The 26,261-nt window shown below is 55.7% G+C and carries 23 protein-coding genes, 2 tRNA genes and 4 pseudogenes; 23 read left to right on the top strand and 6 right to left on the bottom strand.

All coding sequences use genetic code 11. The annotated features are described in order from the left end of the window. Nucleotides 1-298: 298 nt before the first annotated feature. The 3 genes from JCM13996_RS07570 to JCM13996_RS07560 all read right to left on the bottom strand — a co-directional run bounded on the left by JCM13996_RS07570 (nucleotide 299) and on the right by JCM13996_RS07560 (nucleotide 4,195). Nucleotides 299-1,639: a hypothetical protein gene (locus JCM13996_RS07570; protein ID WP_054750661.1), complete on the bottom strand. Its 1,341-nt coding sequence runs from the start codon at nucleotides 1,637-1,639 to the stop codon at nucleotides 299-301. Nucleotides 1,640-1,707: 68 nt separating this feature from the next. Further along, nucleotides 1,708-2,220 carry a helix-turn-helix domain-containing protein gene (locus JCM13996_RS07565; protein ID WP_054750660.1) on the bottom strand — a complete coding sequence of 171 codons (513 nt, stop codon included), beginning with the start codon at nucleotides 2,218-2,220 and terminating at the stop codon, nucleotides 1,708-1,710. A gap of 76 nt (nucleotides 2,221-2,296) precedes the next feature. Beyond that, nucleotides 2,297-4,195: a helix-turn-helix domain-containing protein gene (locus tag JCM13996_RS07560; RefSeq protein ID WP_054750659.1), complete on the bottom strand. Its 1,899-nt coding sequence runs from the start codon at nucleotides 4,193-4,195 to the stop codon at nucleotides 2,297-2,299. A gap of 237 nt (nucleotides 4,196-4,432) precedes the next feature. Between JCM13996_RS07560 and JCM13996_RS07555 the strand changes: the two genes are divergently transcribed. The 6 genes from JCM13996_RS07555 to JCM13996_RS10940 all read left to right on the top strand — a co-directional run bounded on the left by JCM13996_RS07555 (nucleotide 4,433) and on the right by JCM13996_RS10940 (nucleotide 7,874). Next, the gene (locus JCM13996_RS07555) at nucleotides 4,433-4,768 is read left to right on the top strand and encodes a hypothetical protein (RefSeq protein ID WP_054750658.1); all 336 of its coding nucleotides are present in this window, start codon (nucleotides 4,433-4,435) and stop codon (nucleotides 4,766-4,768) included. A 32-nt stretch (nucleotides 4,769-4,800) separates the two neighbouring features. Further along, nucleotides 4,801-5,910, top strand: coding sequence for a DUF6287 domain-containing protein (locus JCM13996_RS07550; protein ID WP_054750657.1), 1,110 nt, complete (start codon nucleotides 4,801-4,803; stop codon nucleotides 5,908-5,910). Nucleotides 5,911-6,579: 669 nt separating this feature from the next. After that, a complete protein-coding gene (locus tag JCM13996_RS07545) occupies nucleotides 6,580-6,897 on the top strand; it encodes a hypothetical protein (RefSeq protein ID WP_054750656.1) in 318 nt (105 codons plus the stop codon). 247 nt (nucleotides 6,898-7,144) lie between these two features. Further along, on the top strand, nucleotides 7,145-7,426 hold the full coding sequence (locus tag JCM13996_RS07540; RefSeq protein ID WP_054750655.1) for a DUF6287 domain-containing protein: 282 nt from the start codon (nucleotides 7,145-7,147) through the stop codon (nucleotides 7,424-7,426). A 9-nt stretch (nucleotides 7,427-7,435) separates the two neighbouring features. Next, nucleotides 7,436-7,645 carry a hypothetical protein gene (locus JCM13996_RS07535; protein ID WP_054750654.1) on the top strand — a complete coding sequence of 70 codons (210 nt, stop codon included), beginning with the start codon at nucleotides 7,436-7,438 and terminating at the stop codon, nucleotides 7,643-7,645. 82 nt (nucleotides 7,646-7,727) lie between these two features. Next, nucleotides 7,728-7,874 carry a hypothetical protein gene (locus JCM13996_RS10940; protein ID WP_156321907.1) on the top strand — a complete coding sequence of 49 codons (147 nt, stop codon included), beginning with the start codon at nucleotides 7,728-7,730 and terminating at the stop codon, nucleotides 7,872-7,874. 63 nt (nucleotides 7,875-7,937) lie between these two features. On the opposite strand, the gene glpK is transcribed toward JCM13996_RS10940, so the two are convergent. From glpK to JCM13996_RS07520, 3 genes and pseudogenes are all read right to left on the bottom strand, one after another. Continuing rightward, complete coding sequence (glpK, locus tag JCM13996_RS07530; RefSeq protein WP_054750653.1) at nucleotides 7,938-9,458, bottom strand: glycerol kinase GlpK; 1,521 nt, start codon at nucleotides 9,456-9,458, stop codon at nucleotides 7,938-7,940. Between the two features lie 211 nt (nucleotides 9,459-9,669). Continuing rightward, nucleotides 9,670-9,999: a heavy metal-binding domain-containing protein gene (locus JCM13996_RS07525; RefSeq protein WP_054750652.1), complete on the bottom strand. Its 330-nt coding sequence runs from the start codon at nucleotides 9,997-9,999 to the stop codon at nucleotides 9,670-9,672. 286 nt (nucleotides 10,000-10,285) lie between these two features. Continuing rightward, nucleotides 10,286-11,714: pseudogene (locus JCM13996_RS07520) on the bottom strand (C69 family dipeptidase). Between the two features lie 146 nt (nucleotides 11,715-11,860). On the opposite strand from JCM13996_RS07520, the gene JCM13996_RS07515 reads away from it, so the two are divergent. The 17 genes and pseudogenes from JCM13996_RS07515 to manA all read left to right on the top strand — a co-directional run bounded on the left by JCM13996_RS07515 (nucleotide 11,861) and on the right by manA (nucleotide 26,137). After that, nucleotides 11,861-11,931: transfer RNA gene (locus tag JCM13996_RS07515), tRNA-Gln, on the top strand. Nucleotides 11,932-12,260: 329 nt separating this feature from the next. Beyond that, nucleotides 12,261-12,331: transfer RNA gene (locus JCM13996_RS07510), tRNA-Gln, on the top strand. A gap of 303 nt (nucleotides 12,332-12,634) precedes the next feature. Further along, nucleotides 12,635-14,010, top strand: a pseudogene (locus JCM13996_RS07505) (class II fumarate hydratase). 17 nt (nucleotides 14,011-14,027) lie between these two features. Next, the gene (locus tag JCM13996_RS07500; RefSeq protein WP_054750651.1) at nucleotides 14,028-14,786 is read left to right on the top strand and encodes a threonine/serine exporter family protein; all 759 of its coding nucleotides are present in this window, start codon (nucleotides 14,028-14,030) and stop codon (nucleotides 14,784-14,786) included. A gap of 2 nt (nucleotides 14,787-14,788) precedes the next feature. Then, nucleotides 14,789-15,262 (top strand): threonine/serine exporter family protein, encoded by a 474-nt coding sequence (locus tag JCM13996_RS07495; protein ID WP_054750650.1) that lies wholly within the window; start codon nucleotides 14,789-14,791, stop codon nucleotides 15,260-15,262. A gap of 36 nt (nucleotides 15,263-15,298) precedes the next feature. After that, a complete protein-coding gene (locus JCM13996_RS13210; protein WP_439646479.1) occupies nucleotides 15,299-16,006 on the top strand; it encodes an amidohydrolase in 708 nt (235 codons plus the stop codon). Further along, nucleotides 15,979-16,485, top strand: coding sequence for a M20/M25/M40 family metallo-hydrolase (locus JCM13996_RS13205; protein WP_439646478.1), 507 nt, complete (start codon nucleotides 15,979-15,981; stop codon nucleotides 16,483-16,485). Before JCM13996_RS13210 ends, JCM13996_RS13205 begins: the two co-directional genes overlap by 28 nt. A 338-nt stretch (nucleotides 16,486-16,823) precedes the next feature. Further along, nucleotides 16,824-17,069, top strand: a complete 246-nt coding sequence (locus JCM13996_RS12950; protein ID WP_082383880.1) for a TetR/AcrR family transcriptional regulator — start codon at nucleotides 16,824-16,826, stop codon at nucleotides 17,067-17,069. Between the two features lie 65 nt (nucleotides 17,070-17,134). Beyond that, nucleotides 17,135-17,497: pseudogene (locus JCM13996_RS07485) on the top strand (TetR/AcrR family transcriptional regulator); the annotation flags it as partial. Further along, nucleotides 17,490-19,220: an ABC transporter ATP-binding protein gene (locus tag JCM13996_RS07480; protein WP_054750648.1), complete on the top strand. Its 1,731-nt coding sequence runs from the start codon at nucleotides 17,490-17,492 to the stop codon at nucleotides 19,218-19,220. The pseudogene JCM13996_RS07485 and the gene JCM13996_RS07480, both read left to right, overlap by 8 nt. Continuing rightward, nucleotides 19,220-21,093 (top strand): annotated as a pseudogene (locus JCM13996_RS07475) (ABC transporter ATP-binding protein). Before JCM13996_RS07480 ends, JCM13996_RS07475 begins: the two are co-directional and overlap by 1 nt. A 243-nt stretch (nucleotides 21,094-21,336) precedes the next feature. Next, nucleotides 21,337-21,714: a GntR family transcriptional regulator gene (locus JCM13996_RS07470; protein WP_054750647.1), complete on the top strand. Its 378-nt coding sequence runs from the start codon at nucleotides 21,337-21,339 to the stop codon at nucleotides 21,712-21,714. Then, nucleotides 21,707-22,417, top strand: a complete 711-nt coding sequence (locus JCM13996_RS07465) for an ATP-binding cassette domain-containing protein (protein WP_054750646.1) — start codon at nucleotides 21,707-21,709, stop codon at nucleotides 22,415-22,417. The genes JCM13996_RS07470 and JCM13996_RS07465 overlap by 8 nt, the downstream gene beginning before the upstream one ends. Then, nucleotides 22,410-23,189, top strand: a complete 780-nt coding sequence (locus tag JCM13996_RS07460; RefSeq protein WP_054750645.1) for a hypothetical protein — start codon at nucleotides 22,410-22,412, stop codon at nucleotides 23,187-23,189. Before JCM13996_RS07465 ends, JCM13996_RS07460 begins: the two co-directional genes overlap by 8 nt. Before the next feature lie 90 nt (nucleotides 23,190-23,279). Continuing rightward, nucleotides 23,280-23,987: a PepSY domain-containing protein gene (locus JCM13996_RS13200; protein WP_054750644.1), complete on the top strand. Its 708-nt coding sequence runs from the start codon at nucleotides 23,280-23,282 to the stop codon at nucleotides 23,985-23,987. A gap of 80 nt (nucleotides 23,988-24,067) precedes the next feature. Beyond that, entirely contained in the window at nucleotides 24,068-25,102 is a 1,035-nt protein-coding gene (locus JCM13996_RS07450) for a serine hydrolase domain-containing protein (RefSeq protein ID WP_225353522.1), read from the top strand. A gap of 72 nt (nucleotides 25,103-25,174) precedes the next feature. Then, nucleotides 25,175-26,137 carry a mannose-6-phosphate isomerase, class I gene (gene manA, locus JCM13996_RS07445; RefSeq protein ID WP_054750643.1) on the top strand — a complete coding sequence of 321 codons (963 nt, stop codon included), beginning with the start codon at nucleotides 25,175-25,177 and terminating at the stop codon, nucleotides 26,135-26,137. The last annotated feature ends 124 nt before the right edge of the window (nucleotides 26,138-26,261 follow it).

Below are 26,261 nucleotides of genomic sequence, written 5' to 3'. Positions count from 1 at the left end.
GGCGAGCACGGCCGCGATATTGACGCCCAAAGAAACATTTAAGCGTCTGGGTACGTCCAACACGAAGATCCAACTGGACAAAGCTGGTGATAAGGGCGTGGGTAAATTACACATCCGCTAATACCGTGAGCATGTGTAACCTGAGCGAGCAGCTAAGTAAAGCCCATTCCGGCGCCAGACCGGGATGGGCTTTTGGGGTTACCGCCCAGTTGAGGCGGATGGTACACCCATCGTTGCCATTAACAGTAAAACAGGTGCAGCGGTCTACGGACTACTGCACCTGTTGACGTTAACGTGCTCACGAATCCCGCCGCGGCGATGTGTGCTTCTCTGGGTCAGCGTGCAACCGGCCACTGGCCTGCCAGTACCTGAACACCGACAGGTAGTACAGGAAGACGGTAAACGGGTTGGCGTGAAAAATCACGACGGTGTGCTTGAGCGCGGCGGGGGCAAAGTTGCGCATGGCCTGCTCGGCCCGTAACATTGAGGCCAGCGTGGTGTCAGCCTGTTCGGGAAAGATAAACAAGCGGCAGGCCATCTGTGCGGCCGTGATGGATGTGGTTTCCCGCATGCTGATGGTGGGGTGTTTCTGAATGAGAACCTGCCAAATCTGGTGAATCCGTACAATGTCAGCCGTTTGGAAGTAGATCAATGCACCTTCCGCACTCAGACTCATCAGGTCGTCATTGCTGGTGGTATTCAGGCGGGTATGGCTGAAGATATGGCGCCAAATGGTGTTGAATTGGTCCTTATTCAACATGGCGGGTGAGTTACGCAGCAGGTGAATGTCAGACGCCTGGATCCAACGTGTCGAGGTGACACCCTCCACCGTGGCCGCCGCGCTGCGCTCCACGTGCACGGCGTCGCGCGCATCTTTGAGCGATAACCCGAGCCAGGTCAGCTGCGTCACCGCGTGACGTGCCAGGACGCCATACTTAATAAGGTAGAGGTTACGGGGCTTGGGCGGCAGCGCCGCCAGCTCATTTTGGAGGGCGACCAGGACCCGTTCTTTGGGATCCTTGACGGGCGTGGTGCGAATATGTTCAGAAAAGGCGTTTTCGGGTGACCAGTCCATGGTGCCGAATAAAATTTTGGCGTCTAGCAGTAGCGCGTTGAGGAGCTTAAGTGAAGCGATGAAGCCCAGCTGGGTCTGGCCGTGCTCAAACCGGGACTGGGTCGCTACCGTCCAATCAACGGCAACATCTGCGAGGCTCAGGCCCAGCATGGTACGAATGTGGTGCAGATTGGTGCCGGTAAAAGCCCACGAGGTAAGTTGTTGCGGGTGGACTGCTGGCAGCTGTAAGCCAGCGTTGTGCCATCCGGTAATGCCAGATTGGACGGTGTCCCACAGACTTTGGTAATAGTTGGACAGGTCGTCCATGCCGACGGTGCGCACATCGTGAATGACGTTGCGCACCTCTGCGGCCGTGTTTGCGGTGTCGTGTTCACCCCATCCAAGCACGGCTTGGGCAAAGCGGCGCGGGTAAGCGTCCGCAACGATGTGGGTGCGGACGTCGTATGTGGTGAAGTTGTGATCCAGAACATTCTCCGTGTGCTCCAAAGCCGCGTTGACTTCGCGCGCAAGCCCCAATTCCCGGTGGGCGACGAGCTGGACGAGTAGGATGCCCAGGTCCTCCATGGAGAGACCACTTTGCAGGATATTGTGGTCGTTATAGTTGTTTGCGTAGGCACTAAGCCGGTGGCTGATTAGCGTGAGTAATTCGTGGCTAGCGAAGCGCAAGGCGACGTAAATGGCAAAGCGTTGGGCGACACTCCAGCCTGATGTGGCTGCAACAACTGCGCCAGCAAATCTTCCTGACTAGGCCGTAAGCGGTGGTTAGGGTTGGTGGGTTCAATTGCTAGTTGGTAAATCATCTTGGTGTACTGGACACCAGGCAGTGGCCGGCTTTCGCGGTGTGCAAGGGTGTATGCCGATGTGTACTGCCGTAGTTGGTTTAGGTCACCATTGATGAAGTCCAGCAACTTATTGTCCGTTAAGTATTCTGGGTCGGTGGCTACGCGGTCCTGGAAGTCCCAACGGTCCATGGCGATATTTTGCATGATTTTCCGCATACGGGTAACACTGATATCCACGTCATCATGTTCAAACCGCGACAAGGTTGACGGCGCGCACCCAGCATCTTTTACCGCCGCAATAAGCGTCAGTCCCCGGTCGTGGCGGAAGCGTTGAATGTAGCGGCCCCAACTGATTTGGTTCATTAGACTCACCTTTCTCTAAATGGCGACACGGTGTGGTCGTGCCGTTTTGCTCGCCTCTGCTGGGGTTGGTCGCCAATCAGCGTTCCGGCCGGGTTGATCCGGGCAGTACCGCCGTTGCGCGCCAGTGCTTGAAGACGTCTAGGTAGTAAATGCAGACGGTAAATGCATCGGGCGGCAATACTGCCTGTTCGGCGGGTGTCGGCATCAGGTTGTGCATGGCTTGTTGCGCCCGGTATAAAGCCGCGATGGTGGTGTCCGCCTGTTCCGGATACATAAACAGCCGGCAAACCATTTCGGTGCCCGTGACGGAGGGAATGAGGGTTGGCTGAAAAATTTCGGTCATCTGCGTCAGGAAGCCCCATAACTGGCGGAGGCGGACCACGTCGGTAGCCTGGTAGTAAATGATGACGCCCTGCGTAGCGACGGCGCCAAACGCGCCGTCGCTACGCGAATCGATCCGCGTGTGACTTAGAACGTGGCGCCACACCTGCACGTACTGTTCCTTGTCCAGCAGGCCAAGGGTGTTAAGCATCCGGTGGACGTCCGATACCCGGATCCAGCGTGTGGCGAGGATTCCTGCCACCGTGGCGTCGGCATATTGTTTGGCACCCATGATGGCACAGGCTTCAGCGAAGGTCTTGCCGTGCCACGTCAGTTGGCCGATGGCGTGGCGACCTAGGACGCCATACTGCATGAGGTAGAGGTTCCGCGGCGTTTTGGGTAGCGCAGCGATTTCGCGCGCCAGCGCAACTTTGACCCGCTGGGTGAAGTCGGGGCCGTGGGTCTGCTCGATGCGCTTGGACAAGGCCGTCTCTGGCGAATCAAACATCACGCCAAAGAGAAACTTGTAGTCGAGCAGGAGGGCATTCAGCAATTTGAGCGAGGCCTTAAACCCTAACTGCGTTTGCCCCTTTTCGAAGCGAGATTGAGTTGCGCTGGTCCAGTCAACGGCCACTTCACCCAGGTCGAGGCCCAAAATGTTGCGGACTTGCCGCAGGTTATCCGCGGTGAAGGCCCATGCGTGCAGCGGTGCCGGAGGTATAGTCGGCGCGTTGAGTGTCACGTCGTGCCAGCTGGTGACGCCGGACTGGATGGTGTCCCAGCATTCCTGGTAGTACTGGGTGATGTAGTCCATCCCCGTATTGCGAATGTCGTGGATCACATCGCGTACATGGGCGCTGGTGATGGCCGTCGGCTCTTCGCGCCAGGCCAGGACGGCTTTGGCAAACTGGTACGGCGCCGCCTCGCCCATGATATGGCCCTTGAGGTCAAAGTTTTCACCGTTGCGCACCAGCGTGGTGTGGGTGTGTTCCAAAGCCGCAGCCACCTGGTGAGCCAGGTCGATTTCGTGCCGAGCGACTAGGTGGACCAGCAGGATGCTCAAATCTTCCATCGTGACACTGTAACTTTGAATGCTGTCATCGTCGTAAGCCAGGGCAAAACGACTCAGGCGGATACTCATCACGCTTAACAGCTCGTGGCTGGCAAACCGCAACGCGACGTAGATGGCAAACCGTTGGGCGATGTTCCAGCCCTGAAACGGCTGGAGCAATTGGGCCAACAACTGTTCTTGGTCGCGTTGTAGGCGGCGGATGGGCGTGGCGGGTTCGATGGCGAGACGGTAGATCAGTTTGGTGTAAGCCACCGCTGGCATCGGACGCTGCTCCGAGTGCTGGGCGCTATAGGCCGCGGCCAACTGGCGTAAACGGTCGGTCTTCCCGCTCATAAAGTAGTACAACTTATTATCCGTGAAGTATTCCGCGTTGTCGGTGACGTGCTCGCGGAAATCCCAGGTGTTCATGACCAAGTTGGCCATGATCTGCTTCATACTATTGATACTAATATCCGCCTCATCCCGTTCAAACCGCGACAAGGTCGACGGTGCGCAGTGTGCGCCTTTGACCGCCTCCGCGAGGGACATCCCCCGGTCTTTGCGGAAGCGGCGCATAAAGTGGCCCCAACTTGTTTGTTCCATATAGACTTGCCTCCAACTTATCTATAAATAGCCCTATGATTCGCACAATTGTAATATCGCGCAGAATTACCCAAAGCTCAATGGTCGAAATTACATATATGCAAAATCTAGGCAGAAAAGCAGCTAAATTTGCGCGTATAAATTGTGGACCTAGAAACATGTCCATAAAATAATAATCAGGTTGTGGGTGGTCGCAACCAAGTCGGGTCATATTTGAAAATGGGAGGGGCAAAAATTATGAAGAAGCGGATTAAGCCTAGTTGGCTGATTGGCATCGCGGTGGTGGCCGTGGTGGTCATTGTAGGTGTAGTCATGGTCATGCCGAAGCACCTGAGTGGTTCGTACTCAGCCAAGGTGCAAATCTTATGGTCCACATCGACGGATACACTCGAGTTTAAGGGCAATAAGGTGCACGAAAAGGGCACCCACAATAACGGAACGTACAAAATCAAAGGTAACAAGTTGGACATGACGCTGGATGGTGATCATAAAACAGCGACGTTGTCGAAGGACAAAAAGTCCTTCGACCTGACGGCATTTGGAATGAAGTTACATTACACCAAGGATAAGTGATTATTGTGAGTAACTTTGGGGGAGGCAAAATAATGCAACACGGAATTAAGCGTCTAGTAACTACGTTGGTGGTCGCCAGCGGGGTGGTCCTGTTGGCCGCTTGTGTTGGGCACAACACCAGCAGCACCAGTAGCAGTAGCGCAAGTAGTACGACGCACGCGCGGGTGGCCAACTTGTCTGGCAAGTACTACTTTGTGCAGTACGCGCCGGCCAAGGCCCAAAGCAGTACCTACCGCGTCCATGCGTTGGTACTCCACCGGCGGGGTAGTAGTAATCAACGCTATGTGGCCCAAGAAATTGGGATGGGTGGCACCAAGCGTAGCCGGGGTCAGCTCGTGGTGAAGAGTAACCGGGTCAGCCTGACGTTACCGCATCATTCCTGGACGTTGGATAAGGGACGGCAAGGTTATGTGGCCGCGGGCACCGACATCAGCAAAATCGAGGCGCTCACGTTTACCTTTCACAAAGGTGTTCTGGGTATCGGCAGTAATCCGGTGCGCTTCTATAGTCAACGGACCACGAAGGGTAAGCAGTATGCGGCCGTGCAGGCGGGCAAGCGGACCTGGGCCCAGGCTTTCCCGTCCAAACACCAACAGACGGCTCAAGCCAGCTCTAGCAGTAGTGCCAGCAACAGTAGTAGTTCGAGCAGTAGTAGTGCGGCTACCAGTTCATCAAGCAAGCAGGCCGCCGCAAAAGCATCGTCAACCAACTCGGGGATGAACCTAACGCAAATTCAACAGGGCAATTACTCTAGTCTGGCCGGTTCATGGCAAGAAGTTGCGGTGGCCGGTAACAATCTGGGTGGTCAGCCAGGATATAACTGGAGCCAGGACAGCCAGCGGCTAACTGACCAGTTGACGGTCACGAACAACCAGGTCACGACGACCGAGTTTACCTTATCCGGCAGTAGCTTCAACATTGACGGGACGGATTCCGCCGTTAAATTTGGGCAAAATGCTGGTGCTCTAGAAGCTGATTTGGTCAACCAGGATGTCACCACGAACTACAGTATTGAGTTTTATCCGCGTGGTACCGCGGTGAACAAGCAGTTCAACAACGGGGTGACTGACGACACCAGCAAGAACCGCATCGTCGTTTGGAGCAGTAATAACGGTTATACACAGTATTTTGTGCAGCAATAATTTTTGGGTTATGGGTATTGGGATAAATAGCCGTGCCACCAACAAGGCGGCTAGTAGCAGTGCGGTAACCAGCGCTGCACGCGGATCTGGCCAATGCGGATGACCGTACGAGCTACAGCATAGAGGTTCTATCCGCGTGGTGTGCCCGCAGCCGACCAAGAGTTTAACCATGGAGTGACAGGCGATACTACTAAGAACCGGATTTGCGTATGGCCTAGTATCGGGTTGATTGATTATTTTGTTCCGCAGCAATTTTGGGGAAAGTTAACGGTGATAACTTGTCGCCTTAAATCGAGTAATTGTGGTCACTACACTATTTTTCTAGGCATTATCAGTTATACAAAAAAAGTGAATAAAGGGATAAAACGTGGAGGAAACATATTATGACTAAAGACGAAATTTTGGCTTACCTGAACAAGAAGAAGCAACTGACTGCGACGCGCAGGACGCGCGGCATGAGATTTATGTAGCGCGTCAGCAGTTAGCAGCTACTAAGCACTTTTTTTTAAGAAGTGGATGATCTTGACACCCATCCTATGGCTTATCGTGCTGATAGTATTCGGTGCATTTTTGGGATCGTCCACTGTGGATAGGTACGTTCCCAGTATTTTTACTTTTGCCTGCATTGCTTTCATAGCGTATCTCATCTATCGTCGGATTGTTGGCGGCGTGGCCGCGAACAAGGCGATTGCTGCCGGAGAGAACCACTTACGCAGTGCAGAACAAAATCCTGACTATATTCGTGGTATGCAAGACTTCCCGCAAGAGTTTTACAGCTACTGGACGATTGACCGCTTAATGCACCTAGTGCAGGAAAACCGGGCGACGACTTTGCAAGAAGCCTTTAACGTGGCAGAAAATCAGGACTTCCAGCACGACCAGCTATCCCTGCAGCAGCAGAACTTGGCAGTATCGGAGTCGACCAACAAGATGGCGACCGTTTCGGCCGTTGCCAACGTCTTTACGGCGTTCAACACACGCAAGTAGGCTGCGGGAGGAGTAGCAACCCTTAACGGCACGGCCACTGCCACCCTGAGGAGGCGGCGACGGTGCCGTTGGTCTGGTTGCACTAAATTAATATGGTCAAACAAATTAGCACTTTAATCGTTGGTACGGTGGTCGCGCTCACCTCGCTGGTTGTGGTAGCCACCAGCAGCGGGGGGCCTCCAGCAGTAGCCACAACCGCGCAGCCAGGACCAGCCACCAGCATAACGTCACGGTACGCAAGGCGAAGGTGGCGCGGTCGTCCAAATCGAGCGCCGCGACCGCGAGCAGTAGCGCAGCTAGCAGCGCTGCCCAGACGTCCAGCCAGGCCAGCAACAGTAGTCAAGCTGCTGGTGCCAGCTTGAACGTTGCGGCCGTTGCCCAGGAGAACTTCAGCAGTCTGGTCGGCACGTGGACCAACCCGCAAACGGGGGCCACACTGGTGGTGACGAACCAAACGTTGGTGCAGCCGGGTAACGAATACCAAGGGGTCACCAAGGGCGCCGTAGTCAGTGGGCACGATGTTGATTGACATCCCGAAGTGATTGTGCGCAACGCGGATACCGCGACTAACGGGACCCTAGCGGTCACGGGCTGTTACTTTGGTGGCGTTCCGGCGACGACGCCGATGCTCTTAGTGCAGCGAGGCGCCAAAGGGGCGGCCAATGATGATTCGGATAGTAGTCGCGACCGCATTATCTTCGGTGCCGGCCAGGGCGGCTTTGCTGATGAGGCTTACTACCGGCAGTAGCAGGTAGTGACAGCTACCTGTAAGCGCTGTTATACTGTCAACGTAGGCATGATAGCGGCGTTTAGTAGCAGGAGGCAGCAAGATGGCGGACCGCAAAGTAGTGATCAACGGAATTTTAGCGACGGTGTCTGGCGGGGTGACCCTGTTGAGTGGGGCACTCGGGCTCGCAGCCGGTGTGCTCACGATTATTCGGGGGATGCGCGGTGCGGGTGACCGGTCGGCAAAGTAACATGGAGTATACGCAAAGGCGCCACTGATGACAACGAAGGTTGTCAGTGGCGCCTCTTTGCGTCTACACGGGGGTCTGGTTTGGGTTGGGTTTGAACATCATCGTGGCCCGGACGGCTTGTTGCCAACCGGCATAGAGTCCCTCGCGGCGGTTGGCGTCCATCTGTGGGGTGAACCGCCGGCCGACTTGGGCGAGGTGTTGCAGCTCATCGGTGTCAGCCCAGTAGTTGACGGCCAGTCCGGCGAGAAATGCGGCGCCCATCGCCGTGGTTTCCAGGTTAGCGGCGCGTTCAACGGGGGTACCAAGTATGTCAGCTTGGAATTGCATCAGGTAGTCGTTGTTGGCCGCACCACCGTCGACCCGCAGCACTGGCATCGGAATGTGGGTATCGTGGCTCATGGTGTCGACCACGTCGCGACTTTGGTATGCCAGTGATTGTAGGGTCGCCTTGATAAAGTCGTTGCGCGTGGTGCCCCGGGTGAGGCCAAAGACGGCCCCGCGGGCATCCGCGTCCCAGTACGGTGCGCCCAGGCCGGTGAAGGCGGGCACGACGTAGACCTCATCCTGGCTGGTGGACTCGCGGGCGGCCTGCTCGGAGTCGGGTGCGCTGGGCACCAACTCCATGGCGTCGCGCAGCCACTGGATGGCGCTGCCGGCGACGAACACGGATCCTTCCAGAGCGTAATTAACTTGACCATGTAGTCCGTACGCGATGGTCGTCAACAGGTTATTGGCGGACATAACGGGTTCGGTGCCGGTGTTCATGACGATAAACGAACCGGTGCCATAGGTGTTTTTGACCATTCCTGGCTGGAGCGCCAGTTGCCCGAACAGGGCGCTTTGCTGGTCACCGGCCATCCCCGCGATGGGCACGCTACTCCCGTAGAAGTGGTAACTGGCGGTATGCCCATAAATTTCGGAGTTGCTGCGCACCGTCGGCAACATGGCCCGCGGAATGTTGAGTAGCCGCAAAATATCGTCGTCCCACTGCAGGGTGTGGATGTTGAATAGCATTGTGCGGCTGGCGTTAGTGTAGTCGGTGACGTGAATTTGACCGCCCGACAACTTCCAGGCGATCCAGGTGTCGATGGTGCCAAAGAGGAGTTCACCACGCTCGGCGCGTGCCTGCGCGCCGGGTACGTGGTCGAGAATCCAGCGAATCTTGGTGGCGGAAAAATAGGCGTCAATGCGCAATCCGGTGTGTTCGTGAATTAGGTCACCGGCCCCTTCGGCTTGTAGTTGGGCGGCGATGGCGTTGGTCTGGCGGGATTGCCAAACAATGGCGTTGTAGATGGGTAACCCCGTGGCTTTGTCCCACACGATCGTGGTTTCGCGCTGGTTGGTGATGCCAACGGCGGCAATCTGCTTCGGCTGGATGCCGCTGTTGATGAACGTGTTAGCGATGGTGGAAAGGACGGCGTTCCAGATTTCGTTGGCGTTGTGTTCGACCCAGCCGGGCTGGGGAAAGTACTGGGTGAATTCACTTTGCGCGTCGGCGACCACGTGGCCGTCATGGTCAAGGATCAACGCGCGGGTGCTCGTGGTGCCCTCGTCAATGGCGAGGATGTATTTAGTAGTGGCCATAGTTTACGCTCCCTTGATAGCAGTAATGGTGACGCTTACAAATAATGGTACCAGTCCGGTGGGGAGAGGTAAATATGGCGGGCAGAATTTGCCTAGGGGGAAACTAAAACGGCTTCCCCCAATGTGGGTCAGCCGTAAAAAGTAGGGTGGTGTTTTAATGCCGGTTGCTTAACTTGACGCCAGACGATGACTGGTGGCGTTGGGTCAGGTATTAATCCGTGAACCGCACGGCCGTCCCGTACGCCACGACGCTTTGCATGTCGCCGCCGATGGAACCAGAGTCGAAGCGCATCATGACCACGGCGTCAGCGCCCTGTTTGGCCGCCTCGTCGCGTAAACGCTCGATGGCTTTGGTACGGGAATCGTGCAACATACTGGTGTAGGCCTTGATTTCGCCCCCGACCAGATTCTTAAGGCCGGCGCCGATGTTGGAGACCACGTTCTTAGATTGGGTGGTCAGGCCGAACACTTCGCCGATGATGGTGTAGGTGTGTCCGGGAATGTTTTCGGTGGTGGTGATGAGTAAGGTGTTGTTATCCATAGTGATTACCTCCAAAGTGTATAGTTAACTAAAGATGACCGGGTTCCGACCGTGATGAGGTCAAAGATGACTGCTCACACTCACGGGGTTTCCTGCTCCAAAAATAATGGTTGCCGTAACACATATTCATTATCGTTGATGCGTGAGCAGGCGGTATCCGTCTTGGGGCTGATTTTATTATTGCTTTAATGCCGAACCCAAAGAAAAACCACCAACCTGGTGGCAACAGTCAGCAGGTTGGTGGTCCTCCGGGTAGCCGCAAGTGCGGCCCCCGGTCCAATTGTAATTACAGGTTCTTGTCCATATCGAACGTCAAGCGCGACAGGTTGATACTTTGCATCAGCATGTCGTTGATTTGGGCCTTAGTGGCGGCTTTGGCTTCAGCAACGATCTTGTAGTTAGCCTCAGTCAGGGCCTTGGTCAGGTCTTTGCCACTCAGTTCGCTAGCCGCGGCGTCAGTTTCCGCGACGTGCTCACGGAAGCGGCGGTACAGGGCAGTCAGGTAGTCCCGGTTTTGCTGAATGAACTTACTGTAGTGACTCTCAGTAATGGTGGACAGCGTCCGGTACATCCAGTAAGCGGAGTCGACATCCGTGTCGAGCTTCAGTGGCGTCGTACTGTACGACGGGTCGGTGTCGTTGGCGTTGGTGTAGAACGGCACGTACGGGCTGAACGTTGGGTAGCCCAGGCACAGCCACATGATACCTTCCGCCCCCGCTGGCGCGTTGTCGCGCACCTGCAGGACGTGGGAGTTCTGGGTCCGATTCAAGCCGATTGGCCGGTAACGGAGCCGGTCGCGCTCGTCACCATCGTGGCCGAACGGATCGTACTTAGTCTCATTGTAGTGACTACCTAGGATCTGCGCGATGTCTTCCACAGAAATCTTGTGGTTCGTCCGCATGATGAACGGGAGGTCGGCGGATTCAGGTTCGTCCGGGACTTCGGGGTTCAGCACGTGGTGGGCGTACCATACACGCGGCGTGTTGTAGTGGCGGTCCTTTTCGTTCATGGTGCCAAAGATGTGACGGAAGTTCCAGCCTTCTTTGTCGGTGTTCAGGTGGTTATCCTCAACGAACTCGCGGATACCTTCACTCCAAGCAAAGTTGTCGGTGTCGTCAAAGTCGACCTGCTGGATGGCTACCTGGTTGGCGGCCACGGCGTAGGCATCGTCGGGGATGCGCTGAGCAACCCAGTGGTGACCCGTGACGATTTCCATGTACCACACGCTGTCACGGTCGGAGAACAGCACCGAGTTACCAGCTGGGGAACCGTATTGCTTGATCAATTGGCCGAGGTATTCGACTCCGTGGCGGGCGGATTCGATGAAGGCAGGGTCATGTTCACGATCAAGTCTTCATCCAGGCCGTCTTTGACCAACGGGTCGTGGGCAGGGCACGTTCGTTACCATAAGTACTTTCAGTTGCACTCATGGCCACGTTCTTTTCGTTAATGCCGCTTTCTTCGTAGTCACCGAGGTGCTCGCGGTCGACGTTGGGCACGGCGTTGTAACGGTAGCCGTTTTCGGGTAGTTCGGCGGTAAAGCCGTTCAGGGGTGACGTGACCGTCTGGCCCTTCTTACCCTTCCAACCGGGGTGCATATAGAAGCGCTGTGGGGTCAGGGGCAGGAACGTATCGTCGTTGCGGGCAATCATCGTTGTGCCGTCCAGGCTAGCAGCTTTGCCGACCAGGATCGAGGTACATGCGGATAAACTCATAAACTTTCTCCCTCTTTCGTCATTAGTACCTTCAGTTTACTCTGGTTGCTCATAAATTGCATTGAAAAGTTGGCTGAAAGTGTTGACGGCGGCCCGGAAAGCGCGGTAAGATATTTCCCGTGCTCAGCGCACGCAAATAATGATATTGGGTATTAGCGAAGTGGTAACGCAGTGGACTCTGAATCCATAATCCTAGGTTCGATCCCTAGATACCCAAGCAAGTGTTGGCGCGTCCCGTCGGTGGGGCGCGTTTTTTTCGTGGACGTGCCCGCCAGGTTGGTGGGTGGTTTAGCCGGTGGTGGGCTGCCATCAATTTGTCTACAGTGCGGGTCACGCTGGACTAGCGTAACCGTTAATCGTTTAGGTAGCCTGGCCCGTGGATTTGCGTGAGTTACGGGCGGCCGGTAACTCGATGCAAAAATAGGTTCAGCGGGCTTATTCCTCGACGTACGGTGGAATATATCAAGAAAAATCGTCAATCCGGTTGACGGCACGCGCGATTCTGCGTATAGTATTTATTGTGCTTGGCACAGAAATGAATATTATTGGGTATTAGCGAAGTGGTAACGCAGTGGACTCTGAATCCATAATCCTAGGTTCGATCCCTAGATACCCAATCACTGATGACGGTTGCTTAACGGCAACCGTTTTTTTTATGCCGTGAGTGAGCCTTCAGGGCAGGCTCACGGCGCTAGTCCAAGAGCGGGTCACCCGCCAAGGGCAGTCAGAGCCGATATCGAAACACCGGTTGCGCCCAGGTAGCGGCCATGGCGGCGTACCCCCCGGTCGCAGGTCATCGCGGTCCGGGCCCACCGCAATGGTAGTCATATCAACAACAGGTCCGAGCAACCGTTATCTTCGTGCTCTGGACAAAAATGAACCGGGCGGTGACAATAGAAGCAACAAAGTCGAAAAGGGGTATGGTCATGAGAATTGAAAACGATGCGCTCGGTGCGGTAGAAATACCTGACGGAGTTTGGTGGGGCCCGCAAACGGAGCGTTCTCGCCACAACTTTGCGGTCGGTCCGCTCATGCCCCTACCAGTGATTCGGGCGCTGATTGAGATCAAGCGCGCCGCGGCCACCGTGCATGGTCGTGATGGCAGCCTGCCAACCACGATTGCTGACAGTATCGTGCAGGTGGCCAGTGGCCTCCTGACGTTTAACGACCATGACCTGCGCGCCCAGTTTCCACTGCGGGTCTACCAGACTGGTTCCGGCACCCAGACCAACATGAACGTCAACGAAGTGATCGCCCACCAGGCGAGCCAAGCAGCCGGGACGACGGTACTGGCTAACGACCACGTCAACCAGGGGCAAAGTTCCAACGACACCTTTCCCACCGCGATGCACATGGCGGCCTACGCTGCAATGGGGCGGCTCATCAACGTAGTACAGCACACCCTGAGTACGCTCAAGACCCAGGAGCAACTGTACCGGCACACCGTTAAGTTGGGGCGGACGCACCTCCAGGACGCCACACCCATCACCTTTGGCCAGGAAGTTTCCGGTTGGCGCGCCACGTTGGAACAAGACGTACATAGCTGACGCAGGCCCGGGACCAGTTGCGTGCGCTACCACTCGGGGGTACCGCCGTGGGGACGGGGCTCAACACCACGACCAGCACCACCAAGGCGATTATTTCGCAACTCATCAGTGATTCGGGCGTGGCGTATACCAGCATGCCCAATAAGTTCCACGGGTTGTCGGCGCATACCGAGTTGACTAACGCACATGGTGCCGTGAAGACGCTCGCAACCGACCTACTGAAGATTGCCAACGATATTCGCTTTCTTGCTAGTGGTCCCCGTGGTGGCTACGGGGAGCTGACCATCCCCGCCAACGAGCCGGGTAGCTCGATCATGCCCGGCAAAGTTAACCCGACCCAGGCGGAGGCCCTGACGATGATTGCTACCCGCGTTATGGGTAATGATGTGACCATCAGCGTGGCCAACAGCCAGGGTAACTTTGAAATGAACGTCTACAAACCGGTCATCATTGCGGCTTTGCTGGAGTCAGTCGAATTACTGAGCGGCGGGTTGGACCAGTTCAATCGGCTGCTGCTGACCGGCATGACCGCCAATGCCGACCACATGCGGGCGGCGGTGGACGGTTCACTGATGACGGTGACGGCCCTGTCACCACATATTGGCTATGAAGTCAGTGCGCGAATCGCCCAGCAGGCGCTGCGGGACGGTACCACGTTGCGGGCCGCGGCGTTAGCGTCTGGCAAAGTCACGGCGGCGCAGTTTGACGAGTGGACCAACCCGCTACGCATGACGCGGGTCGACGACTAATTGGGGGTGTGCGGGCAATGCCCAGTGAAGAAGACGTAATTGAGTTGAGTGGCCGTGTGGCGAAGATCCTGCTGGAAAACGGGGCCGAAACCTCGCGGGTCGAGGGGACCGCCGAGTACATTGGCCGCGCGGCCGGGCTCGAATTGAGCTGCCATGCCACCATGACGGCGGTGTTTGTCGATGCCCAAACGGAAGCTCACACCCACCTAATCAAGGTGCGCACGGGCGACTTTAACCTGCAAAAAGTGGACGAGATTAACTCGGTGTCCCGGCAGTTCGTGGCGGGGCACCTTAGTTTTGACGATTTGCAGCGGCGGATTGCCGCCATTGACCGGAAGGTGATCGACTTTACCTGGGTTCAAAAGATCATTGGCGCCGGGTTGGTATCAATTGCCCCGATGTTGCTGTTCAAAGCTACGTGGGGGGACTTAGCCTGGGCTTTTGGGGTCGGCATTGCCGGTTACCTAGCGGCGCAGTGGGTCGGCCACCAGACTAAAACGCCCTACATTACTTCAGCTGTGGGTGGGTTCACGATTGCGGTACTAGCAGTACTGCTGGTGCACTTAGATTGGGCCGTTAGTAGCGATAACATCATTATTAGCGCCTTGATGCCCCTTGTCCCCGGCGTGGCGCTGACTAACTCGCTACGAGAATTAATTGGTAAGCACACCATCTCGGGAATGGTGCGCGCGGTGGATGCGATCTTGGTAGCCGTTGCCATTGGTGGTGGCGTGGTGTTGGGGTCGGTCCTGGTGCAGTTAGTCATGGGGGCGTGAAGATGAACTTAGTTAATTTATTCATTGAAGTTGCCTTTGGCTTCTTGTCCTCCGTCGGTTTTGGCATTATTACCAACGTGCCGCGACGGACGTTGATGGCTTCGGGCGTTACTGGTGGCTTGGCTTGGGGCGTGTACGTCCTGGTCGACCAGGTGGCCGGCAACGTGATCCTGCCCAACCTGCTGGCGGCTTTGACCATCGGGGTACTGGCGAACGTCGCGGCCATTGCGGTGCGGGCACCGGTGAACGTGATGTACGTTCCGTGCCTGGTGTCGCTGGTGCCGGGGGCCATTATCTATATGAGTATGAAGAACTTTACGTTGGGCCACGATGCCAGTGCACAGCAAGGCCTGATCAAAACGTTGACGGTGGCCTTTGCGTTGGCCATCGGGTTCGTGTTGGCGGAAGCGTTGATGAACCAGGTGCGGCCGTGGATTCAGCGGCTGTTACACCGTGAGGTCAGTCAACGGCGGTAGGCGCGCAGTACATTTACATATGAAAGGGTGGTTGTGATGGACTTATTAGCAACGTTAATGCAGCAACTGGATGCAGCAGCATCAGAGATTATCCGCATTCGGCGGGAGTTGCACCAGCATCCGGAGGTCTCGTTCCACGAGCAGTGGACGGCGGCCTACATTAAACGGTTTTACGCCGGCTTTGATTGTCCCGTCACTGATTATGGCGACGGGTACGGGTTTGCGGTGGACATTCCGGGCGGTCAGTCCGGCCCGACGCTAGCACTGCGGGCGGACTTTGACGCGTTGGCCGTGCAGGAGGATAACGACCTGCCGTTCAAGTCCCAGCAACCCGGAGTGATGCACGCCTGCGGCCACGACGGCCATACCGCCTACATGATGGTACTAGCCCGAACCCTGTGGCAGTTACGCGACCAGTTACCAGGCGGGTGCGGATCATCCACCAGCGCCGAGGAGGTTTCTCCCGGTGGGGCGCAGGGAATGTTGGCCGCCGGCGTCCTGACTGGCGTCGACAACGTCCTGGGTGCGCACGTGATGACGTCAATGCCAACGGGGACGGTCGGTTACCACGTGCGTGAGACGCAAACGGGCCGGGCCAACTTTACGGTTACGGTGGTGGGCAAAGGCGGACACGCATCCATGCCGCACTTAGCCAACGACGCATCGTGGCCGGCAGTTATTTTGTTACCGCGCTCCAGACTGTGGTATCGCGGCGGGTGGACCCGTTTGATACTGCTAGCGTGACGATCGGTTCGTTTGACGGCGTGGGGTCGTTTAACGCCATTAAGCAGAACGTGACCCTCAAGGGGGATGTGCGCGTGATGAAGGAAAGTACCCGGGTGACTGTGCGCCAGCAGATCGAACAGATTGCTCAGGGTGTGGCCGCCATGTTCGGCGTGCAGGTGGACGTGGACTACGACGATAATTACCCCGTCTTGTTTAACGATCCGGACCTGACCATGCAGGCGGTGCACAATATTCAGTCTGCCAACATTCCGGAAGTCCGGGCGGTGACCGACGTGGGGCCGCAAGACCCGTCGGAAGACTTTGCTTACTTCGCTCAGGCGCTGCCCAGCACGTTTTTGTACATTGGCTGTGACCCGGACGACGGGCAGAGCCACCCACACCACAGCCCCAATTTCCTGATGAACGAGGATTGTTTGATTATTGCCGCTAAAGCGGTCGGGGCTGCTGCGGTTGAGTATTTGCAACAGCACAAGTAAGTTAACGAAGGTACCTACGGGTGGTTGCGGGCGATATGCGCAGCCGCCCTTGTTTTTAGTACCACCGGAGAAAGCGTTATCCTACCAGTGACCACAACGCACTTAATTCTGCGCGCGGTGCCATACGCCAATAGTAGCCCTGCCTGGTATCGTGTGGATGGGCATTGCTGCGGCGACACCGATTGTGCAATTGTGATAGTTGTTTTTTTTATGCCATAATGGCTTAACGCTACGGCGCCTGGGACCCAGGTGCATTTGTTTCAGAAAATCCTAAAAAAAATTATGTTCATTCGTCGCCCAGGGGTGTATAATGACAAACTGTCACATGACATTACGTCATAATTTTACGCGAAGGGGGGCGACCTTGTGCCGAAACCAACATTTCTGCGGCTACCAGCGGCGAAACAAGCCCGCATGATGCGGCCGCCAAGACGGAATTTACCCGGGCGGTATTCGCCAAGGCATCAATTTCGAACATTATTGAGCTGGCGGGCGTCCCGCGGGGGAGCTTTTACCAGTACTTTGAGGATAAGCAGGACATTTTTTTACTATTTACTCGAAACGGAGGGGCAACGGTTCGTTGATGCGTTCAAAGCCATTGTGGAGGCGCATCACGGTGATTTCTTTGCCTCAGTGACGGAATTTTTTTGACGTCACCATTGACCGGTTACTTGAAGGTGATGACGCGCCATTTTTCCGCAACGTGTTTAGCAACATGAACTTCAAGTCGGCCAGCCACGCCGCCTTTGGGGAAAATGTGCACCGCCATGGCGCCGGCCGGCGGTACTTGCAGGAGCACATTGACTTTTCCGGTCTCCGCGTGACCAATAATCAGCAAAAAGAACTGTTGTTCCGCACAACCATGGGCGGGTTCGCACAGTCTTTGGCTTATTTCTACAACCACCAGGAGGGCGAGCATCCCGACACCGTTGCTAAAGTAAAGGAGCGGATGGCGTGGTTACTCGACTGGTTACAACATGGTGTGTTATTGAAGGGAGAATCACATGCTTAGATTAGCAAAGGGCCGCATTTCATACTGGGCCGTGGTGGGCGCGATCCTATTTATGGTTGCCCAGGTTATCAGTAACTTGTACCTGCCTAATTTGACCTCCGACATCGTGAACAATGGTGTCGAAACGGGGGACGTGAACTACATTTGGCGTAAGGGTGGCGAAATGGCCATCTTTGCCCTGATCAGTGTGCTGGCCGCCGTCATGAACGTCTTATTGGCATCGCGTGCTTCCCAGCGTCTCGGGGCCAACATTCGCAAGGACATTTACCGCAAAGTTATCAACTATTCTCACGACGAAATGGACACCGTCGGGACCAGTTCCCTGATCACGCGGACCACTAACGACGTGGTCCAGATCCAAAACGTGGCCATCATGGCCCTGCGGATGATGATCATGGCACCAATCATGCTCATTGGGGCCAGCTTCCTGGCTTATCAAAAGGACCACACCTTGACGCAGATTTTCGTCATCGTGTTGCCGATCATGGTGGTGTTCATCGGTTTGATCATGATTTTTGCTGTGCCGCTGTTCCGCAAGATGCAGCAAAAGACCGATAATATCAACTTGGTCTTCCGTGAAGGTTTGACCGGGGTCCGCGTTATCCGCGCGTTTCGGCAGGACGACTTTGAACAGAAGCGTTTTGAAGGTGTTAACCAGGATTACACCCACAACGCCGTGAAGGTCTTCTCCATCATGGCCCTCATGGTGCCCGTGATGACGCTGGTAATCAGTGCCACCAACATCGGCATTGTTTGGTGGGGTGGTCATTTGATCGCCGCCCAGGCCATGAACACCGGGAACATGATCGCGTTCATGACTTACGCGATGCAGATTCTGATGAGCTTCATGATGCTGGCCATGATCTTCGTGTTCGTGCCGCGTGCCCAGGCATCAGCGGTCCGGATCAACGAAGTGTTGGATCAAAACTCACCGATCGACTCCAAAGCCGACGCCAAGAACTTTGACGGCACGACGCCTGAATTACAGTTTGACCACGTCGAGTTCCGTTACCGCCACGCCGAAAATCCGGCGTTGACCGGTGCCAACTTTGACATGCACGCCGGGCAGACCCTCGCCGTGATTGGGGGGACTGGTTCCGGGAAGAGTACCTTGGTCAACCTGATTCCGCGGTTCTACGACGTCGAGCAGGGTGCCGTCCGTGTGAACGGGATCGACGTCAAGGACGCCGACCTGAAGGAGCTCCACAAGACGGTGGCCTTTGTTCCCCAGAAAGCCGTACTGTTTGCGGGCACCGTGCGCGAGAACATGCAATGGGGTAAAGCCGACGCGACCGACGATGAGATTTGGCACGCCCTGGAAATTGCCCAAGCACGTGACTTCATCGAGGAAGAACCCGACGGCTTGGACTACATGGTCGAGCAGGGTGGGGCTAACTTCTCTGGTGGTCAACGTCAGCGGCTCGCTATTGCGCGGGCGCTGGTCAAGCCGGCTTCCATCTACGTCTTTGATGATTCCTTCTCCGCCCTGGACTTCAAGACCGACGCCAACCTGCGTCAGGCCCTGAAGGACGACCCGGATATCAGTAGCAAGGTTGTCGTCATCGTGGGTCAGCGGGTTTCCACCGTGGCCGACGCCGACGAGATCGTGGTACTGGATGAAGGTCGCGTGGTCGGCTTTGGTAACCACGAGGAATTGAAGGCTAATAACGAAACGTACCAAGAAATTGTTAGTTCACAGATTCGGGAAGGGGATGAAGCGTAATGGCTGCAAGTACTACAAAAACCGCTCCCGTTCGTGGACACGGACCCATGCGCGGCATGGGCCTAGTCGAAAAGCCGAAGAACTTCTGGCAGACGACCGGTCGCCTGTTGGGCTACATGAAGGGCCGGCTGGTCGCCGTCATCTTCGTGCTGATCATGGCCATCGCCTCCGTTTACTTCCAGATTCGGACCCCCAAGATTTTGGGGAAAGCAACGACCCAAATCTTTGCCGGGGTGATGAAGGGTCAGTCTGAACAAAAGGCAGGGATTCACATCAGCACCTACCCATTAATTGGGGTAAAATTGAAACCATTATCGCCACGGTCATCGTCATGTACCTGGCCAGTGCCCTCTTCAGTTTCCTGCAGCAGTTCATCATGACCCGAGTTAGTCAGCTGACCGTTTACGATCTGCGCCGCGACTTTAAGGCCAAGATGAAGCGGGTGCCGGTGCACTACTACGACGCGCACAACAATGGTGACATTATGTCCCGTGCCGTTAACGATATGGATAACATTGCCAGCACGTTGCAGCAAAGTCTGACGCAGATGGTCACTTCCACGATGACCTTCATCGGGACGTTGTGGATGATGCTGACGATATCGTGGCAGTTAACGCTGATTGCGTTGGTCACGATTCCGTTGTCCGTGATTGCCATTGGTATTGTGGCGCCAAAGTCGCAACGCTTCTTTGCCGCCCAGCAAAAGTCGCTGGGGTTAATCAACAACCAGGTTGAAGAAACGTATGGTGGGCAAGTAATCGTCAAGAGTTTCAACCGTGAAGAAGTCATGGTCCATGAGTTCGAGGAAGAAAACGAGCGTTACTACCAGGCTGCCTGGAAGGCGCAGTTCGTTTCCGGGATCATGATGCCGTTGATGACCTTCATGAACAACATTGGTTACGTCTTTGTAGCCGTTGTTGGTGGGGTCCAAGTTGCGAATGGTAGCGTTACTTTGGGGAACGTGCAGGCCTTCCTGCAGTACACCCAGCAGTTTGCCCAGCCAATTTCCCAGTTGGCCAACCTCTCGAACACCATTCAGTCGACGATCGCGTCCGCTGAGCGTATTTTCGAGGTGCTTGACGAACCCGAAATGGAAGACACTCCGTCCGGCCTGCCCGCAGAACCCAAGACGGATGAGATCATCAAACTGGACCACGTTAAGTTCGGTTATCCGGGTGCCGACACCCTGATGCAGGATTACAACCTGGACGTGCAGTCCGGGCAGATGATTGCCATCGTCGGGCCAACTGGGGCCGGGAAGACTACGGTAATCAACATGTTGGAGCGCTTCTACGACGTCACGGGTGGTTCCATCCGCCTGTGGGGTAAGGATACCCGCGACATGAGCCGGGAGGACCTACGCAGCCACTTTGCCATGGTGCTCCAGGATACCTGGCTGTTTACCGGCACTATCTGGGACAACCTGAAGTACGGGCGTGAAGACGCGACGGATGAACAGATTCTCAGCGCGGCCAAGGCAGCGCACGTGGATTCGTTCGTACGGCAGTTACCGAACGGCTACGATACCGTCCTCAATGAAGAGGCGTCAAACCTGAGTCAAGGGCAGCGGCAGTTGCTGACGATTGCCCGGGCGTTCGTGGCGGATCCAGAAATCTTGATTTTGGATGAGGCCACGAGTTCCGTCGACACGCGGACTGAAATGCACATTCAGCACGCTATGGAACGGTTGCTACAGAACCGGACAAGCTTCGTGGTCGCGCACCGGTTGTCCACGATTCGTGACGCTGACAACATCATCGTTATGAACCACGGGTCCATCGTCGAAACCGGGAACCACGACGCCTTGATGGCCAAAAACGGTTTTTACGCCGACCTGTACAACAGTCAGTTTAGTGGCAACGTCGAAATCTAACGTTAATATTGATAGTGAAAGGGTCAATCTCCTACAGGAGGTTGACCCTTTTTGTATACGCGGGTGGATGTAGTGGCCCACGCACCAACACTGATCGTCACGACTGATGTTTGGTCGGCCGCGACACTCACTGTGAGGCTGTACGCAAACAAGTGCAACAAAGTGGTTGGGGAGTTGACGGTCAGCTCGGCAGCTGTTACACTGTACTAGTGAACTAGTACAGTAGTGATGAGGAGATGCCCCGTGGAATTTAACGCTAAGATACCCATTTATTATCAGATTGAGCAGTATATTATCCGCGAAGTCATTACCGGTCACTTCGACGCGGGGGCGCAACTGCCTTCGGTGCGGGAGTTGGCCCCGCAACTAGCGGTCAATGTGAACACGGTGCAACGCGCCGTCGCTGAATTGGTCACGACGGGCCTGATCGTGCCGCAACGGGGCAAAGGCAACTTTGTCACCACCAACATGGAAGTGATCGTCAATCTGCGTGCGCGCATCGTCAAGGAGCAGGTGGCGACGCTGTACGAGCGGTTGAACGCGCTGAAGATTACGCCGAGTGAAATGGAGTTTTACTTGCATCAATACATTCAGGAACAGGAGGCCACCAATAATGACTGATTTACTAGCAATACGTGGATTAACGTACAAGCGGAACTTTAAGGTGATTTTGCGCGACATCAACTGCCACGTAGAATCAGGACAGACTATTGGCCTCCTGGGTGCCAACGGGGCTGGCAAAACCACGCTTATGCGCCTGATTGCCGGCAGTGCGCCTCACTTTCTGGGATCAATCAGTGTGGACGGCGCAACACAGTTAGTCGCCCGCAAAGCTGCGGTCAGTTTTTCGGAACAGACCAACGGGCTACCGTTAAACTTGCGGGTCGACCGGGCCGTCGCCGCGTGGGCCGCCTGGTACCCAGACTTTGACCGCGAGCAGTTCGAGCTGGTGGCGCAATTCATGGATATTGACCACCACGCCCGGTTAGGCAGTCTGTCCAAGGGTAACTTGAAGAAGGTTGTCATCGCACTGAGTTTAGCGCGGCGGGCCAAGTTGTACCTGTTGGATGAGCCGTTTGACGGAATCGACAGCATGACGCGCAAGAAGATCATCGCTGCCATCATTCAGTGGAAGCCGTTTGACGCGACTTTACTGATCAGTGACCACCATGTGGGCGATATTGCGAACATTTTGGACCGCGTCATGATTATTGAGGGGCGCGAACTAGTCGCCAATGAAGAGGCTGATGATATCCGGGCTACCGGCAAGAGCATTGAAGAATACTTTGAAGATGTACATGCAGGGAGGGTACAACATGACTAAACGGGTGCACGTGCTCAAAAATTTATTGGTACCAAAGTTGCAGCTGACCAGCTACGTCGTGTTGGTATACTTAGCCGCTGTGATTGTCACAATTGGTTGGGGTACCTGGCACCATGGTTATCAGGCCGATTTTGCAGTGGTGATTGCCGGCTTTTACGCTCTGATAGCGGGCATCGTCCTGTTTGTCTTGCTGGCTAATCACCAGGAACGGGTGTGGACGACCAGTCGCTTCCGGCTGGCGCCAGTGACAGACCTGCGTCTGTACGTGATGAACGTGTTGTCCAGCTTTATCAGCATGCTTTACGGGCTCATTGTAGGGGTGACCGTCATTGGTCTATTGTCCGTACCTTTGCAGCAACAGGCCGTGCCTTTACAGCTACAGGCTGACCACGCGGAGGCGCTTTGGCGCTACGGCCTTGCCGGCGTGACCATGATGCTCTCGGCGTGCCTGTACATGTGGATCTTTATTAGCATGATCCATTTGGTCGGGGTCAGTATTAGTGCGTTTCTACCACCTATGCGGCAACGCATCGTCAAATTTTGCTTCTACCTGGTGGTGTTAGTGCTGGTCCTCATGGCCCTGAACGGGTTAGAAGGTGGCGTGCGGCAACTTGCGCCGCACTTGGGTTTTAATTTTACTAGTGTGGACCAAATCGAAGATGCCATTCCTGCCTTCTACTGGGCTAGTTTCTGGTCGTTGGTCGAAAGTGCGGTTTATTCGGTCATCAACGTCTTGCTACTGCACAACTGGGTCGAAACCAAGCAGGCTTAATGACGGTACGGTGATAGTATTTAGCCCCTGGACTTGTTAAAATTAAGGTAGAGGCAAAGTCTGGACGTGCACACCAGTGGAGGAAAACTGATGAAGACGATACTATTGACCGTAGTGAGCCTGTGCGTATTGAGTGCGTGTGGTCATCCAACCGCGACGCCACACGAAACGAGTAGCCAGAGTAATAGTAGTCACGTTAACCGACAACAGTCATCCAAGCCGAGTCAGGCGGTCAAAGTCTCGGTGAGTGCCGTTGTCGAGTTGATGCACGACCGCTGGGGTACCGATGTCGATCTGAGCAGTATTGAGATCGAACCGCACGGCAATCAGTACCAGTACGACGTGGAGGCCGTGGATGATGATACCGAGTACCAGATGGTGCTGGATGGTCGGACGGGTCGGGTGTTGCGGCAAGCGCAACACGCGTTGGCAGCCGATGAGGCCGGCGGGGTGGAGCGGCAGGAGCACGCCATCAACACGGAGCACCTGTTGGCTTTAGGGCACATCACACAGGCAGCCACCCAGCGGTGCCGGGTACCGCGCGCGAGTGGTCGCTGGAACAAGACGACGGGGTGCCGGTTTGGAGCGTCAAAATCCAGACGGCACACGCCGGGCAACGTGAGGTCTCCGTCCAGGCCGACACTGGTAAGGTGTTGGCAACGTCAGACGATGATTAGTGGCGGGCGTGCCGATTGCGGCGCTCGATGGGATGCAGTTGTTGGCGCAAACAAAGTAGGACCAGAAATCAATCAATTTCTGGTCCTACTTTGTTACGGGTGGTCTGTGTGGCATCACTAGTTGGTCCACCAGTGCTATAATAGCGGGGATTACGTGCCATCAACGGCACGAATACATAGTTGGGAAGCGGATTAGTAAAAATGGATGCAACCGAACAAACACAACGTATTGCGGCCGGCGACGCCTTGGTACGGATGGCCCTGACTGACATGATCAAGCGTGGCATCACGCCCGGTGCGACGTACGCACTACTGGATGGGGATGCGGTGTACACCCAAACATTGGGACAGGCGGCGACCGTACCTGAGCCGCTGCCGTTAAAGCCAGGGATGTTTTATGACCTGGCGTCACTGACCAAAGTGGTCGGCACCACCCCACTATTTTTGCGGGCGGTGCAGGATGGACTTCTGGGAATTGATCAGCCCATTCAGGAAGTGTTGCCGGAGTTTTCGGCACCGCACGTCACCTTTCGCATGGCGTTGACGCACACCTCGGGACTGGCGGGTTACATTCCGCACCGCGACGAACTGCCAGCTGACCAGTTGCGCCACGCCCTGTTGACCCAGCTACACGAAACGGACGGGACCGGCAAAGTCGTGCAGTACCGCGACGTTAACCTACTCCTGGTGGGGTGGGCGTTAGCCAAAGTTTACGGCGATCCCATTCAACGGTTGATTACCGCCCGGGTCTTACCGGCGTTTGGTATGCGGACCAACGCCACCTTTACCCCTGATCCAGCGCAGACCGTACCGACGACCTATGGTCCCGAGCACGGTTTACGGCGCGGAATTGTGCACGACCCCAAGAGTGCAATTCTGGGTGCCGATTCCGGCGCGGCGGGTCTGTTTGCCAACATTGACGGATTGGTGCAATACGCCCACGTCACCTTTGGCCGCGTGCAACAAATTTTTCTGCACGAAAATTGGGCCGAAAATTTGCAGCAAAGTTACGCCGGGGGCCGCAGTTTGGGCTTTGACCTGCGGGAAGGGCCAGTGACGCACCGGCAGTGGTTGTACCACACCGGCTATACCGGAACGTTTATTCTGCTGGATCCCAAGGGGCACCGCGGGTTGATTGTGCTGGCGAACCGCGTGCACCCGGTCGTACACCCCGAATTTTTGGCGGCACGGGATGCGTTGATTCCTCAATATTTGGCCGCCACAGAGCGGGCCTAGTGTGGTATCCTTACAGGTGTAAACGCATACGTGAATGCGTGTGCAAATGCCATAGATGGGAGCTTGATAACAGTGACAGAACCACTTTTCCTGAAACCATATTTCCGGCCAAAGATTTGGGGTGGCCGTAAGCTGGAGCAGTTTGGCTACGACCTACCTGAGGGTAAGATTGGTGAGTGCTGGGCGATTTCTGGTCACCCACACGGGCCGGCCACGATTAAGAATGGCCCGCTGGCAGGCAAGACGCTGAACCAGGCTTACGCTGAGAACGGTGAATACTTTGGCCAGCCAACGGACAACGTGTTCCCGCTACTGACCAAGATTCTGGACGCTGAGGATAGTCTCTCCGTACAGGTTCACCCGGACGACGCCTATGCGGCCGAACACGAGCACGAACTGGGTAAGACGGAATGCTGGTACGTGATCTCGGCGGAACCAGGCAGCTACCTGATTTACGGCCACCATGCCAAGACGCGGGCCGAGTTGAAGTCCATGATCGAAGCGGGCGACTGGGAGCACCTGTTGCGCAAGGTCCCAGTTAAGACGGGTGACTTTGTGTACGTTCCCAGCGGCATGATTCACGCGCTGAACAAGGGCATTATGGTCCTGGAGACTCAGCAAAGTTCCGACACCACCTACCGCCTGTACGATTATGACCGGACGGACGACCAGGGGCATAAGCGTGAGTTACACCTGAAGCAGTCCATCGACGTGACGACGGTGCCGAGTGTCGACCCCAAGTTGGACATCAAGCACGAGACCATGGGTGATTCCACGGTCACTACCTTTGTGACCGCACCAATGAGCCCGTTCTTCTCGGTATACCGTTGGCAGGTCAACGGTGAACTGCACTTGACCAAGACGGCGCCGTACACGCTGGTGTCCGTCCTTGATGGTGCGGGCCACATCACGGTTGATGGGCAGGTGTACGCCCTGAAGAAGGGTGACCACTTCATCATTCCGACGCAGGTCGACGATTGGGACCTCGACGGCAAGATGGACATTATCGCGTCCACGCCGGGCCAGACCAAGTAATTTCTATTAACAAACGCAGGGCCAACCACCAGTGTGTGGCTGGCCCTTTTTAGTATGTCCGTTAATTGGCGGTTCTATAGGAGCCATACTGCCCGTATGCACCGTATATTACCGCATGACCAGG

This window comes from Lacticaseibacillus thailandensis DSM 22698 = JCM 13996, assembly GCF_001312865.1.
Taxonomy (GTDB): Bacteria; Bacillota; Bacilli; order Lactobacillales; family Lactobacillaceae; genus Lacticaseibacillus; species Lacticaseibacillus thailandensis.
This window is presented reverse-complemented; position numbering and strand designations above follow the sequence as displayed.